The organism is Pseudomonas simiae (assembly GCF_000934565.1).
Lineage (GTDB): Bacteria > Pseudomonadota > Gammaproteobacteria > Pseudomonadales > Pseudomonadaceae > Aquipseudomonas > Aquipseudomonas simiae.
Genome location: NZ_CP010896.1, coordinates 3,716,977 through 3,731,094, shown reverse-complemented (window position 1 = coordinate 3,731,094; position 14,118 = coordinate 3,716,977). Strand labels below are relative to the sequence as shown.

At 61.4% G+C, this 14,118-nt stretch carries 9 protein-coding genes; 4 read left to right on the top strand and 5 right to left on the bottom strand.

What is annotated here, in order from left to right; genetic code table 11:
* Positions 1-46: 46 nt before the first annotated feature.
* Positions 47-1,276, top strand: a complete 1,230-nt coding sequence (locus PF1751_RS16685) for an acyl-CoA dehydrogenase (protein ID WP_021492800.1) — start codon at positions 47-49, stop codon at positions 1,274-1,276.
* A gap of 130 nt (positions 1,277-1,406) precedes the next feature.
* Here the strand turns inward: PF1751_RS16685 and PF1751_RS16680 are convergent, their stop codons facing one another.
* Together PF1751_RS16680 and xthA are read right to left on the bottom strand one after the other, a co-directional pair.
* A complete protein-coding gene (locus PF1751_RS16680; protein ID WP_010209475.1) occupies positions 1,407-2,738 on the bottom strand; it encodes a substrate-binding domain-containing protein in 1,332 nt (443 codons plus the stop codon).
* Between the two features lie 188 nt (positions 2,739-2,926).
* Positions 2,927-3,739 (bottom strand): exodeoxyribonuclease III, encoded by an 813-nt coding sequence (gene xthA / locus PF1751_RS16675; RefSeq protein ID WP_010209477.1) that lies wholly within the window; start codon positions 3,737-3,739, stop codon positions 2,927-2,929.
* A 168-nt stretch (positions 3,740-3,907) separates the two neighbouring features.
* Between xthA and PF1751_RS16670 the strand changes: the two genes are divergently transcribed.
* From PF1751_RS16670 to PF1751_RS16660, 3 genes are all read left to right on the top strand, one after another.
* Positions 3,908-4,558 carry a GNAT family N-acetyltransferase gene (locus PF1751_RS16670; RefSeq protein ID WP_021492799.1) on the top strand — a complete coding sequence of 217 codons (651 nt, stop codon included), beginning with the start codon at positions 3,908-3,910 and terminating at the stop codon, positions 4,556-4,558.
* Positions 4,559-4,622: 64 nt separating this feature from the next.
* Positions 4,623-6,350, top strand: coding sequence for an autotransporter assembly complex protein TamA (locus tag PF1751_RS16665; protein ID WP_021492798.1), 1,728 nt, complete (start codon positions 4,623-4,625; stop codon positions 6,348-6,350).
* Entirely contained in the window at positions 6,350-10,021 is a 3,672-nt protein-coding gene (locus tag PF1751_RS16660) for a translocation/assembly module TamB domain-containing protein (RefSeq protein ID WP_044287377.1), read from the top strand. The genes PF1751_RS16665 and PF1751_RS16660 overlap by 1 nt, the downstream gene beginning before the upstream one ends.
* Positions 10,022-10,101: 80 nt before the next feature.
* Here the strand turns inward: PF1751_RS16660 and PF1751_RS16655 are convergent, their stop codons facing one another.
* The 3 genes from PF1751_RS16655 to PF1751_RS16645 all read right to left on the bottom strand — a co-directional run bounded on the left by PF1751_RS16655 (position 10,102) and on the right by PF1751_RS16645 (position 14,074).
* On the bottom strand, positions 10,102-12,588 hold the full coding sequence (locus PF1751_RS16655; RefSeq protein ID WP_010209482.1) for a fimbria/pilus outer membrane usher protein: 2,487 nt from the start codon (positions 12,586-12,588) through the stop codon (positions 10,102-10,104).
* Between the two features lie 85 nt (positions 12,589-12,673).
* Entirely contained in the window at positions 12,674-13,423 is a 750-nt protein-coding gene (locus PF1751_RS16650) for a fimbrial biogenesis chaperone (protein ID WP_010209483.1), read from the bottom strand.
* 60 nt (positions 13,424-13,483) lie between these two features.
* Entirely contained in the window at positions 13,484-14,074 is a 591-nt protein-coding gene (locus PF1751_RS16645) for a fimbrial protein (protein WP_010209484.1), read from the bottom strand.
* Positions 14,075-14,118 lie beyond the last annotated feature (44 nt).

Sequence of the window (14,118 nt, the reverse complement as noted above, 5' to 3'; positions counted from 1 at the left end):
CATCGATTGCATGACCTAAACAACCTCTCAGAGAAGGGAGCTGCTCATGGATTTCGCCTATTCGCCCAAGGTTCAGGAACTGCGTGAACGCGTCACTGCGTTCATGGACGCTTACGTGTACCCGGCCGAGCCGGTATTCGAACGCCAGGTCAGCGAAGGCGACCGCTGGCAGCCCACCGCAATCATGGAAGAGCTGAAGGCCAAGGCTAAAGCTGAAGGCCTGTGGAACCTGTTCCTGCCGGAGTCCGAACTGGGCGCCGGCCTCACCAACCTCGAATACGCACCGTTGGCTGAAATCATGGGCCGTTCGCTGTTGGGCCCTGAGCCGTTCAACTGCTCCGCCCCCGACACCGGTAACATGGAAGTGCTGGTGCGCTATGCCAACGAAGAGCAAAAGCAACGCTGGTTGGAGCCGTTGCTGCGCGGCGAGATCCGCTCGGCCTTCGCCATGACCGAACCGGATGTGGCGTCCTCAGACGCCACCAACATGGCCGCCCGCGCCGAGCGCCAGGGCGATGAATGGGTGATCAACGGCAAAAAGTGGTGGACCTCCGGCGCCTGCGACCCGCGCTGCAAAATCCTGATCTTCATGGGCCTGAGCAACCCGGACGCACCGCGCCACCAGCAACATTCGATGATCCTGGTGCCGGTGGACACCCCCGGCGTGAAGATCGTGCGCCCGCTGCCGGTGTTCGGCTACGACGACGCGCCCCACGGCCATGCCGAAGTGCTGTTCGACAATGTGCGGGTACCCTACGAAAACGTGCTGCTGGGTGAGGGGCGGGGCTTTGAGATCGCCCAGGGCCGCCTTGGTCCGGGCCGTATCCACCACTGTATGCGCTCCATCGGCATGGCCGAGCGCGCACTGGAACTGATGTGCAAGCGCTCCGTCAGCCGGACTGCATTCGGCAAGCCACTGGCGCGCCTGGGCGGCAATATCGACAAGATCGCCGACTCACGCATGGAGATCGATATGGCACGCCTGCTGACCTTGAAGGCGGCGTACATGATGGACACCGTGGGTAACAAAGTCGCGAAAAGCGAAATCGCCCAGATCAAGGTGGTCGCGCCGAATGTGGCCTTGAAGGTGATCGACCGCGCGATCCAGATCCATGGTGGTGCCGGTGTTTCCAACGATTTCCCGCTGGCCTACATGTACGCCATGCAACGCACCCTGCGCCTGGCCGATGGCCCGGACGAAGTACACCGGGCGGCGATCGGCAAGTTCGAGATTGGCAAGTATGTGCCTAAAGAGCTGATGCGCGGCGGGCAGTAAGACCGAGCCGCCTGCATCACGGGCAAGCCCGGCTCCCACATTAGATGGCGTTTACATGAACGACTCGATCCACTGTGGGAGCCGGGCTTGCCCGCGATGAGGCCGGCCCGAACACCACAACGCTCAAGGTTCAGTAGACCCAAACCTCCACGCGCCGATTCTTGATCCGGCCTTCATCCGCCGTATTCGCCGCCACCGGCATCTGCGCGCCAAACCCTCGGATATCGCGCAATACCACGCCGTTCTTGACCAATTCCCGGCGCACCGCCATTGCCCTGAGTTTCGACAGCAATGCCGCCCGCTGCGGGTCATTCTTGGCATCTCCAAACCCCACCAGCGTCACCTGTTTATCCAGCTTGTCGTGGCTTTTGAGATACGCCACCACCCGCTGCAGATCCTGGCGTGCCTTGTTGTCCAGGCTGGCGCTGCCTTCCTCGAAACGAAAATTCACCGTCAGGCGCTGAGCATCACGTGCGATCGCTTGATAGTCCTCAGGCATCGACGCGCGCGGCTCCACGGCGATCGCCTGCACCTGCTGCGCGATAAAGCCGTTGGCTGCCACAATCGCCTGGCCCTTGCTGCTCTGGCTGAAGTCCACCAGCGCCTTGGCCCATGGATTGCGACTGGATGGCGGCAAGTAAAAGAACAGTCGACGTGAGAGTGGGTAATCCTCGGTAGCAATCAGGCTGTTCAGCGGCAGCATGGGGTGCGAGTCGCCATCCACAATCGCCACCGCCTTGGCCTGGCGTACGTAGGGCAGGCCGATAAAACCGATGCCTTGGGGGTCCTGGCTGACCGAATCGGACAACTGCTCGCTGGACTCGAAACGTGTGGCGCCCGAGGCGAGCGACTTGCCACGCAGGCGCAGTACCAGTTCCTTGAAGGTGTCATAGGTGCCCGACTGATCATCCCGTGCGTACACGTGAATCGGCCCACCCACGCCACCCAATGCCTCCCAGGTGCTGATCTCGCCATTGAAGACCTGCGCCAGTTGCTCGGTATTCAGGGTGTTCAGCGGGTTTTGCGGGTGGAGGATGATGGCCAGGCCATCGATGGCGATCACCTGTTCGGCTTCGGGGCTTTTCAGGTCGCCGAGGGGTTCGAGGTCCACCAGTTCGCTGTCCTTTATCGGGCGCGATGAGGCCGCCAGGTCGGCAGTGGATTTCTTTAGGGCAGTGAAACCGGTGCTTGAACCATGAGCGGCGATTTCGATGATCACCGTCTTGCCTTGGCGGGTCTTGCCGATCACGCGCTGTTCATTGGCGCCTTCCGCCGGTTCACCGTGCACCGCCTGCAAACCCTGATGTTCCATCAAGCCCTTGACCAGCGCCGGGCCCAACGCCGCGCCAATGGTATTGGAACCCTGGATGCGCAAAGCAGGGCCTTGATCGGGAGCGGGTAGGGGGGCGGAAACAGCGTAGAGAGGAAAGAGTGCCAGCAGAAACAGAACGCGCAGCATCATGCCGGCACCTTCTTAAGCCAAAGGGAGTGCCGCGAGAATAAGTCAGGCCGGTTGCAGAAATATGACTGATAAGCCAAGGATCCAATTGTGGGAGCTGGCTTGCCTGCGATAGCGGTGTATCAGCAAACCAATCTTTCACTGGCCCACCGCTATCGCAGGCAAGCCAGCTCCCACATTGAATGGTGGTGTCAGCTCAATTCCAGCCAGATCGGCGCATGGTCGGACGGTTTTTCCAGCCCCCGCAGTTCGTAGTCCACCCCGGCATCCTTGACCCGCGACAGCAGGCCATTGGAGGCCAGGATCACGTCGATGCGCAGGCCGCGCTTGGGCTCGTCTTCAAACCCACGGCTGCGGTAGTCGAACCAGCTGAAACGATCGGCAACGTCCGGGTTGAGGTGGCGGAAGCTGTCCACCAGGCCCCAGTTCTTCAGGCGCGCCATCCACTCGCGCTCTTCCGGCAGGAAGCTGCACTTGCCGGTCTTCAGCCAGCGCTTGGCGTTGTCGGCGCCGATGCCGATGTCGATGTCTTCCGGGGAAATATTGATGTCGCCCATCACCACCAGTGCCTGATCATTGCTGAACTGGCTTTCCAGCAGTTGCTGCAAGTCTTCGTAGAAGCGCTGCTTGGCCGGGAACTTGGTGGGGTGGTCACGGCTTTCGCCCTGGGGGAAGTAACCGTTCATGATGGTGACCGGGTGGCCATTCTCGTCGGCGAAGGTGCCCCAGATAAAGCGGCGCTGGGCATCTTCTTCGTCACTGGCGAAGCCTTTGTGCAGGCTCAACGCCGGCTGGCGCGAGAGCAGGGCGACACCGTAGTGACCTTTTTGGCCATGGTAGTACACGTGGTAGCCAAGGGCCTGTACTTCGGCGAGTGGGAATTGGTCATCGTGGACCTTGGTTTCCTGCAGGCCGATCACATCGGGCTGGTGCTTTTCAATCAGCGCCGCCAGCTGATGAGGGCGGGCGCGCAGCCCGTTGATATTGAAGGAGACGATTTTCATGGTCGGCAGTCCAGTCCTGGCAAAAGGGCGATGCTAGCGGACAAGACGGACGGGGGCCAGCGTGGCGGTAGGACAGATGCACTGCTAATGTCTGGGAACGACTGATGCTGTGTAGGTTCGTACCATAAGAGCGCCATCCTTTCAGTGGCGCCCAGGGAGATTGACGGTATGCCGGACACTTCAACTGCAATCGCTGAAATTCGCCTGCTCAACAGCGGCTATTCACGCGAAGCCCGTTCCTTGTTGTACCAGGCTTATCGGCATGAGCCGACGTTCGCCTACATCTTCGAAGCCGAACGCCCTGGCTATGAACAGCGGGTACGCGCCACCGTGCGCGAACTGGTCAAGCAGCACTTCTTTCAGAAACTTCCGGCCATCGGCCTGTTCGTCAACGACCGGCTGATCGGTATCGCCCTGATCGCACCGCCGCAGCGGCGCCTGGGCATTACCGAAAGCTGGGCCTGGCAACTGCGCATGTGGCTGAGCACGGGTGTGCGCGGTACGCGACGTTACCTCGACTACCATCACGCGGTGCTGGCGTGCCTGCCCACTGAATCAGTGCATGTGCTGCCGTTGTTGGGTATTCATCCGCACTTCCAGGGCAAACACTACGGCGAGCAGTTGCTGGAGGCCGTGCACAATTGGTGCGCCGAAGACCCGCATTCGTCCGGCGTGGTACTGGACACGGGCAACTCGCGTTATCTGGAGTTCTATAAGCGTCAGGGCTATCAGGAAATCGGTGAAGTCGCTGTAGGCCCCATCCTGGAGCATGTGTTTTTTCACCCCAATCCCCAGTCGTTACATGCTGCAACGGCTTAATACAGAATTATTCAGACATTTCCGAGTTCAAAGAGGCTCCCCAGGTCGTGTAGCATCCGCGCCTATGAAGTTTCCAGGAAGATTTACCAGCGGCTTGATTCTGCTGTTCACAAGCTGCGGCGCCTTGGCGCAAAGCGAATTGGACGTGCGAGTCAAACCTTCAAACGACGCGTTGAAAGCCAACATCGAAGGCTATATCGGCGGGGTGGGCGATCGTGATGAAGAGGCCTTGCTACGGTTCAGCCGTGGCGCGGAGGAGCAGGCGCGCAAAGCCGCCCAGGCCCTAGGCTTCTATCAGCCACGGATCGAGAGTGACGTGAAGGGCGGCAACAACCCGCGCCTGATCCTCACCATTGACCCCGGCGAGCCCGTGCATTTGCGTAACGTGACCATTCGGGTCGACGGCCCGGCCGCCGACCTCAAGGCCTTTCGCGTGCCCGTCAGCAACGACCTCAAGTCCGGCGCCGTGCTCAATCACGGCCATTACGAAGACGCCAAGCGTCTGATTCAGAACCAGGCCTCGCGCTATGGCTTTTTCAGTGGGCGCTTCACCCGTCAGAAATTGGCAGTAGACCCGCAGGCTGGCGTCGCCGATATCGAACTCATCTACGACAGCGGTCCGCGCTATACCCTCGGCAAAGTGAGCTTTGCCGGCGATACGCCATTTGACGAAGAACTGCTGCACCGCATGGTGCCGTTCAAAAGCGGCACGCCCTACGACTCTGAACTGATCGCCGAACTCAACCAGAACCTGCAAGCCAGTGGCTTCTTCGAAGGCGTGCGCGTGGACGCGGCCCCGGCCGCTTCGACCAACGACATCATTCCGGTGGCTGTGCGCTTGGAAACCCGCAAGCCGCGCACCATGGGGCTCGGCCTGGGGTTTTCCACCGACGTCGGTCCGCGTGGCAAAGCCAACTGGACCCGCCACTGGGTCAACCCCCAGGGCCACAGTTATGGCTGGGAAGCCGAGCTGTCGGCGCCCCGGCAGAACGTCGGCCTGTGGTACGACATCCCGCTCGACCCGCCGTTGACCGACAAGCTGCGTTTCGCCGGGGGCTACCAGAACGAAGAAATCGCCAACACCGATACGGTCAGTAAATTGCTGACCCTCGGCCCTGAATGGCATAGCAAGTTGCCGAGCGGCTGGACACGTGTGATTTCGCTCAAATACCAGCGTGAGGAATACCGCCTGGGCAATGACTCCGGCCTGAGTAACCTGGTGATGCCGGGCGTCAGCTATTCCTACCTGCGCAGCGATAATCGCATCGACCCGCACAACGGCTACCGCCTGCAATTCGACACCAAGGTCGCCAAAGAGGGCCTGGGCTCCGATACCAACCTGCTGTATGGCACGGCCCTGGTCAAAGGCCTGACCACGTTGTGGGACAACCACCGCTTCCTGGCCCGCGCACAGGTGGGTGGCAGTGCCACCAACGGCTATAAATCGGTGCCGCCGTCACTGCGTTTCTTTGCCGGTGGTGACCAGAGTGTGCGGGGCTACGAGTATCAGACGCTGTCGCCCGAGAACGACCGTGGCGACCGCATCGGTGGCCGCTACATGGTGGCCCTGAGTGCCGAGTACCAATATTCCATCGCCGAGAAATGGCGGATCGCAACCTTCATCGACCAAGGTAATTCCTTCAACAACCTGGACCTGCCGAGCCTGAAAACCGGCGTGGGTGTCGGCATCCGCTGGGTTTCGCCGGTCGGTCCGATCCGCCTTGACCTGGCCCATGCCCTGGAAGACCCGGGCGGTATTCGATTGCACTTTTCCATGGGGCCTGAGCTGTGATGCGTGGTGTAAAAATAGCGGGGCTGGCGGTGGTGGCCATCCTTGTAGTGCTGTTGCTGGCACTGTGGGCGGTGCTCGGCACCCAGGCGGGCAGCCGCTGGGCGTTGGGCCGCGTGCCGGGTTTGACCCTGGAAAATTTCCAGGGGCATTTGGGCGGCCAGTGGAGCGCCGACCATGTGCTGTGGCAGCAGGACAGCAGCCGTGTCGAACTCAAGGCGCTCACGTTTGATTGGTCGCCGGCATGCCTATTGCGCATGACCCTGTGTATCGAGACGTTGGATGTGGAGCAGGTCAGCCTGCAATTTCCTCCGAGCACCGAAGAAAGCAGCGGGCCGATTCAACTGCCCGACTTGAAACTGCCGCTGGCCATCCAGTTGGGCGACGTTCGCGTCGGCAGCCTGCTGTTCAATGGCAGTGAGGAACTCAAGGGCCTGCAATTGGCGGCGCATTGGACCGCCGCCGGATTGCAGATCGACTCGGTGCACCTGCAACGCGATGACCTGGTGCTGGACCTCACCGGGCTGCTGCAACCCACCGGCGACTGGCCGTTGAACGCTACCGGTAACCTGAGCCTGCCTTACGCACCGGGCGGCGCTTCGTGGAAGGTGGCGCTCAAGGTCGATGGCGACCTGCTCAAGACCCTCAAGCTTGACGCTGACAGTACGGGTTACCTGCCGGCCAAGCTCACGGGCGAACTGCAACCCCTGGTGGAAAATCTACCGGCTCAATTGCACATCACTGCCGACGGCTTCAAACCGAGCGCCGATCTGCCCGATACCCTGCAACTCAATCAACTGGACCTCACCGCCAAAGGTGACTTGAATCGCGGCTACCAACTGCAGGGCAAAGCCGTATTGCCAGCGGAAAAAGGTCCGGTGGATCTGCTGCTGCAAGGCCGGGTCGACGCCAAGGGTGCGCAGATCGCTGGCCTGGACCTGAATGCCGGTGACAAACAAAGCCTCAAGTTGACGGCCCAACTGGATTGGCAGCAAGGCTTCAGCGCCGACGCCAAGATCGACTGGCTGGATTTCCCCTGGCATCGCCTCTATCCGGTGATCGACGAGCCGCAGGTCGCCCTGCGAACGTTCAACGGCGAGATTTCCTACAAGGACGGCAACTACCTGGGTAATCTCAAGGCCGACCTCGACGGCCCGGCGGGCACGTTCAATGTGGTCACGCCCTTCAGTGGCGACCTCAAGCAGATCTTCCTGCCCGAGCTGAAACTCGCCGCCGGCCAGGGCAAGGCTGAAGGCCACCTGAACCTGCAATTTGCCGACGGCATTACCTGGGACACCGCGCTGGACCTGTCGGCGCTGAACCCGGCGTACTGGGTCGCAGAACTGCCGGGCACCCTGGCGGGACCGCTACGCAGCAAGGGCGAGTTCAAGAATGAGCAACTCAAGCTGAACGCCGACCTCGACCTCAAGGGCCGCCTGCGTGGGCAAACCGCCGTGTTGGCGGCCAAGGCTGAAGGCGCTGGCGAGCAGTGGACGTTGGCCAACCTGGATATTCGCCTGGGTGACAACCGCATCAACGGCAGTGGCAGCCTGCAACAGCGTTTGGCCGGGCAGATCGATATCAAGCTGGCGCGCCTGGCCCAGCTTTGGCCGCAATTGCGCGGCCAGGTCAACGGCCGACTTGACGTGGCCGGCAGCCTCAAGGCTCCCCAGGGCAAACTCGACCTCAAGGGCCAACAACTGGCGTTTGCCGACAATCGCCTGCAAAGCCTCACCCTCGACGCCACCCTCGACAGTGCCCAGCGCGCCAAGATCGACTTGAAAGGCAGCGGCATCCAATCCGGCGACACCCAGGTTGGCACCCTGACCGCCAGCGCCCAGGGCGATATCAAAAACCAGAAAGTCCAGCTGGACCTGGCCGGTCCGCTGGTCAAGCTTGCCCTGGCGTTGGATGGCAACCTCGACAAAGGCAACTGGCGCGGGCGTCTGGCCAGCGGCGATGTACAAGCCGGTGGCCAGGACTGGAAGCTGCAAGCCCCGGCGAAGATCGAACGCATGGCCGATGGCAAGCTGACGTTTGCCGCGCACTGCTGGGTGTCCGGCCCTGCCAGCCTGTGTGGCGAAGACCAGCGCCTGATGCCCGAGCCGAAACTGCGCTACCACCTCAAGCAATTCCCCATCGACAGCCTCGCGGCGTTCCTGCCCAAGGATTTCGCCTGGCAGGGCACGCTCAACGCCGACGTGCAACTGGACTTGCCCGACAGCGGCCCCAAAGGCGTGGTCGCGGTGGATGCCAGTGGCGGCACCTTGCGTGTCAAGGACAAGGACCAGTGGCTGGACTTCCCCTACGACACCTTGAAGCTGGAAACCACCCTCAATCCCAAGCGAATCGACACACAGTTGAATTTTCGTGGCGGCAAGCTTGGCGAATTGATGGTGCAGGCGCAGATCAACCCGCTGCCGAAGAACAAACCGATCACCGGCAATTTCAGCCTGGTCGGCCTGGACCTCGCGGTGGCGCGACCGTTTGTGCCGATGGTGGAAACCCTCAGCGGCAAGCTCAATGGCAACGGGCGTATTGCTGGTGGCCTGTTGGCGCCCCAGGTCAACGGCAACGTGAACCTGGTGGGCGGCGAGGTTTCCGGTCCGGAACTGCCCATCAGCCTGCAAGGTTTGAACGTGCAAGCAGTGATTGCCGGCGAGAGCGTGCAGCTCAACGGTGGCTGGCGCAGTGGCAAGGCCGGGCAGGGCAGCCTCAAAGGCCAGATCGAATGGGGGCAGGCGTTGGCGGTGGATCTCAGCCTGCAAGGCTCGCAACTGCCGGTGACGGTGGAGCCCTACGCGGTGCTGGAAGTGGCGCCCGACCTGAAAATCAGCCTGAAGAACGACAAGCTGGCCGTCGCCGGCAAAGTGCACATCCCGCGCGGCGATATCACGGTGCGCGAATTGCCGCCGTCCACCGTCAAGGTCTCGGATGACACGGTGATCATCGGCAGCCAGACCGAAGAGGGCAAGCCGCCGATGGCGATGGCCATGGACATCGACGTGGTGGTGGGCGAGGACAAGCTCAACTTCTCGGGCTTCGGCCTCACCGCCAAGGTGCAGGGCCAGGTGCATATCGGCGACAACCTCGACACCCGTGGCGAGCTGTGGCTCAACGATGGCCGTTACCGCGCCTACGGGCAGAAGCTTGATGTACGCCGTGCACGACTGCTGTTCGCCGGCCCCCTGGACCAGCCATACCTGGACATCGAAGCGATTCGCAAGACCGACGATGTGATCGCCGGGATCCGCCTGAGCGGCAGCGCCGAGCAGCCCACCACGCAGATCTTCTCGGAGCCGGCCATGAGCCAGGAACAGGCGCTGTCCTACCTGGTGCTGGGGCGTCCGCTGAGCACCACCGGTGAAGACAACAATATGCTGGCCCAGGCCGCGTTGGGCCTGGGTTTGATGGGCAGCGCCGGAGTGACGTCGGACCTGGCGAAGAACTTGGGCATCCAGGACTTCGAACTGGATACCCAAGGCAGCGGCAACAACACTGCCGTCGTGGCCAGCGGCAAGATCACCGAAAAACTCAGCCTGCGTTACGGCGTAGGGGTGTTCGAACCGGCGAGTACCATCGCCTTGCGTTATCTGTTGAGCAAGAAGGTGTACCTGGAAGTGGCGAGCGGTGTGGCCAGCTCCCTGGATATCTTCTACAAGCGCGACTTTTAAGTCCGACCACTCGGCACCTCGCCCGGCTTAGCGTGCCCATACTCCGACATGGATTTGGGCCAGCGTGTTTGACGAGGTGCTTACGGGTTCGGCGCGCAGGTGAGTGCTACCCGCTCGTAGTTCAGCGCCTTGTTGCGTTCGCCCAACGCATAAGGCGCCTGGCAGTGCTGGTCGGCCCATTTGATCACCAGCGTACCCGTATCTTCTTCCACCAAGGCCAACGCCTTGCCACCCGGATCGGCGATCGCCATCTGCTTGCCCGCCATGCTTTCCAGCGACGCGCCAAACGGGATCGGCCGATGTTGGGCGTCGAACAAGGCGAACTGCACGCGGCGCCCGCTCTTGCTGGCATAGCGCGCCAAGACCACGGCCCCGCGCCGAGGGACAACTTGCTGGGTGGCGTTATCGATTTCGATATCAGCGCCCAGGTCGCGGGTGTCCAGGCTGATCCAGTTAACCCGATAAGGCTGCGTATTGGGGATCACTGCATAGCCGTTGCTGCCAGTCCTGGCGCCGGAGAAACTGCTGATCTTCACACCGGGCACGCCTTCGACTTGCGCCAGCGCAAAGGTCTCGCCCACGGTCTGTCCCAGGTTGATACCGCCCGCGTGGGCCACCACTGACCCGGCCACATTGAGGTTCTGTGCGCTGTACCCACGGCCCTGGCTGTAGCCACCGCTGATGTCCATCAACGCCGTGCGGGTGCTGAGGTTGGCCGAACCGGTGCTGCCGCCCGTGCTGCTGTTGCCGGCTTGCAGCGAATAATAGGTGTTGCTGTCTTCCGTCAGGTAGCCGTTGACGCCCATTTGCGTGGTGTCGTTGTCTTTTTGCGTGCTGGCAGAAACGAATGCCCTCGGCGCACGGGGCTTCGAGCCCAGCGGAAACGACAGTGACAGGTTAATCAACGTGTCGTTGTTCGACGGCCCGTAGTTGCCCACATCCTTGGTGTGCGTGGCGCTGAGGTTGTAGGTCACGTCTCTCCAGTAATTGCTGTAGCCCGCCGACAAGCTTTGCGCGCCGCCGCGTCCCCAGTAGCGCTGGTCGCTGGCGTTCAGGTACACACTGCCGAACTGCTGGTTGCGCCCCAGGCTCTGGTTGACGGTCAGGTCGGTGCGGGTTTTCGAGTTGCCGAGGTGTGTCCGGCCGTCGCTGCTCAATTCCTCGACATGTTCGGTGAGGGTGCGATAGCCCTCGGTCGAGTACCTATAGGCCGCTAGGGTGAAGTTGGTGTCGGTGCCGGTAAAGGTCTTGGCATACAGCGCGCGCAGGCTGTTGCCCGTGACCTGCCGGCCGAAGGTACGGCTGGCGGAGTGGGTCATGTCCAGCGACACCGCACCAATCGATGTGTTGCGCCCGGCCCCGACCGACAGCGCCTGGAAGTCCTGCGTGGCCTGCACCCCGACGATCCCCGACAGGTTGCTGCTGATGCCATAGGCCAGGGTGCTGCTGACAAACTGCGGGGTTTTCTGCCCGTCACTGTTGCTGTTGTACTGACCGGCCGAGAGGCTGTATTTCACCTGGCCTTCACGCACCATGATCGGCAAGCTGGAAAACGCCTGCACCGTGACCCGGCGACGGCCGTCCGCCTCGATCACCGTCACTTCAAGGTCGCCGTTGGAGCCGCTGGGGTAAATGTCACTGATTTCGAACGGCCCCGGCGGCACGTTGGCGGTATAGAGGATGTAGTTGTTCTGGCGGATCTCCACGGTGGCGCTGGACTGCGCAACGCCCCGGATGATCGGCGCGTAGCCGCGTTCGCTGTCGGCGCGCATGCCGTCATCAGAGGCCATCTTCAGGCCGCGATAGCGCACGCTGTCAAACAGGTCGGCATCCGAAAAAATGTCCCCGGCGCTGAACTGCCCCTTCAAGGCGGTCAGGTCATGTTGCAGGTAGCTGCGGTTGCTCTTGAACGTGCTGGAGCGGCCGGTGCTGCTGCTGAAGTTCGACTCGTTGCGCAGGCGCCAGCCCCCGAGGTTGATACCGTTGCGCAGGCCCAGGTTGTTTGAAAGCGTGGTGTTGGCGTCGTTGCTGCTGCGGTTGCTGCTCAACTGGTAGTTCATGAACGCGGCGGGTACGCCATCGTCCCACAGGGCCGGATCGACATAACCGCGGCGCCCGCGCTCCATGGCGCGTTGCGGCACACTGACCAGCAAGCGCAGGCGCGGTACGTCGTAGCGAACGCTGGCGTGTTCGATCAGTGCGGGCAGGTCGAGACAGGCGTTGGGATCGGTGTCGACGAGTTTCCCGTTGGCCTGTAAGGCGCCGATATCGACGCCCACTTGTTGCAGCATCTCCAGGGTCAGGCAGGCCTCGACCCGGCCGTTCGAAGGGTTGCGGCGAAAGTCGATATCGCGTCGGCCTACCAGGGTGTCGTTACCATACAGGTCAACCCGGTAATTGCCGGGGAGCACGCTGCTGCTGGCGAGCAACGACTGCAGGTCGACCGACGCCGCTGCGCCCTGTAAAAACGAAGTATTGAAGTGTTCATCGCCGTCGGCGTGACAGACCGAGCTGAAGCCCACGGCAATCAAAAGTGGCGCCAGACTATCGCGCTTGAATAAAAACATGCAGGAACCCTATATCACCTCCGATACGAACTAACGGAGCGAAGAGAAATACAGTGAAAGTGTGGCTGCGCGAAGGGCAGGCGCGTTATGGTGATTCTTTGTTCAAACTGGCGCTTATTTGAGCGCTGTTGGAAATTTGCGCGCTGTAGGGATCTTGTGCGCCATAGTCATTAATACTGCTGAACTTCAAGTGCGCTGTATTAGTGACCGGAAGTTGTTTGAGGACGAACTCTTTTTGTTCGCCTGGCGCAATCATCATCGTATCGAATGGGTGTTCGCTGACGGCACCGGCCTGCAGGGTAATGTCGGCAATCGACACGTGATAAGCCCCAGGGTTGCTCACCCGCAGCACAGGCTTGCCGCCGTGCTCGGCCAGTTGCCAGCGCAGTTCGGTCGGCGCCAGGTAGGCGTTGTTTTTCATGCCGGCTGGGCGAAAGAACACCTTGATGCGCTGGCGCACGGCAAGCTGCAAGGTGTTCTCGGTTTTCGAGGCCTTGGGAATTTCCTGCACGTTGAGCCAAACGACGGACTCGCGGTCGGTGGGCATGCCCGTGCCTTCGTAGATCACCCGCAACAGTTGTTGCTCATTGCTGGTGACCCGCGCCAGCGGCGGGGTGACGGCGAACGGTACGGAGCTTGCGTCGGCGTCGTCCGTGTCGACCCAGGACTGAATCAATATGTCCTCGCCGCTGTTGCGTACGGTGATACCGGCTTCTTTGTGCTGGCCGTCGAACACCAGGCGTGTGCTGCTCAACGAAATGCCGGCTGTGGCCTGGCCGACCGCAAACAGGCCGAGCAGACCCGCACAGAGGGACAGTGAATAGCGAAAAAACATAATGGCTACCGCTATGTTTGAGAGGTATGCGAGGCCCGCAGGCCCCGCAACAGGTTGGGCTTATTCGTACTGCAGGGTGAATGGCAGGGTGGCATCGGCGCGACCGGCCACGGCGGAGGCGGCGTCAGCGGTGGTGACGTAGGCAGCCGAGAATTTCAGCGTGGTATTGCTGTCTTGCAGGGTGTTCTCGACCTTCGCGGCGGTCGGCGAGCTCAGGTCGATCAGCGCGCCATTGGAGTCGAGCAGGGCGATACCGATGTTCTTGGCGGCGCCCAGGCCGTCGGTCAGCTTCAACACTTTGGTGCCGGTCACGATGCCGGAGCCGGCGCCTTTGGTCGGTTGGAAGATCATCGCCACCTTGGTGCCAGCGTTGCAGTTGATCGTCATGCCGAAGTTCTCGGCGCTCAGGGTGCCGTTGCCTTTCGGTGCGGTGGCTGTGCCTATGTCCTTGATCGACACTTCGCCCATGCTGACCGAGATAGTTTTGTTCTCACCGATGCCTTCAACAGAGCAAGCATCATTGTTGATGCTGCCGGTGAAGTTGATGGTGCCGCTACCGGCTTTGGTAGGGGTTGCCGGTGGGTCGGCGGCAAACGCATTACCAGCGGCGAAGATCGACAATGCCAGAAGTGTGCGAGACAGCTGTTTCATGTTGTTTTTTCCATGTTGGGGTTAAAACAACACAATAAGGCTGC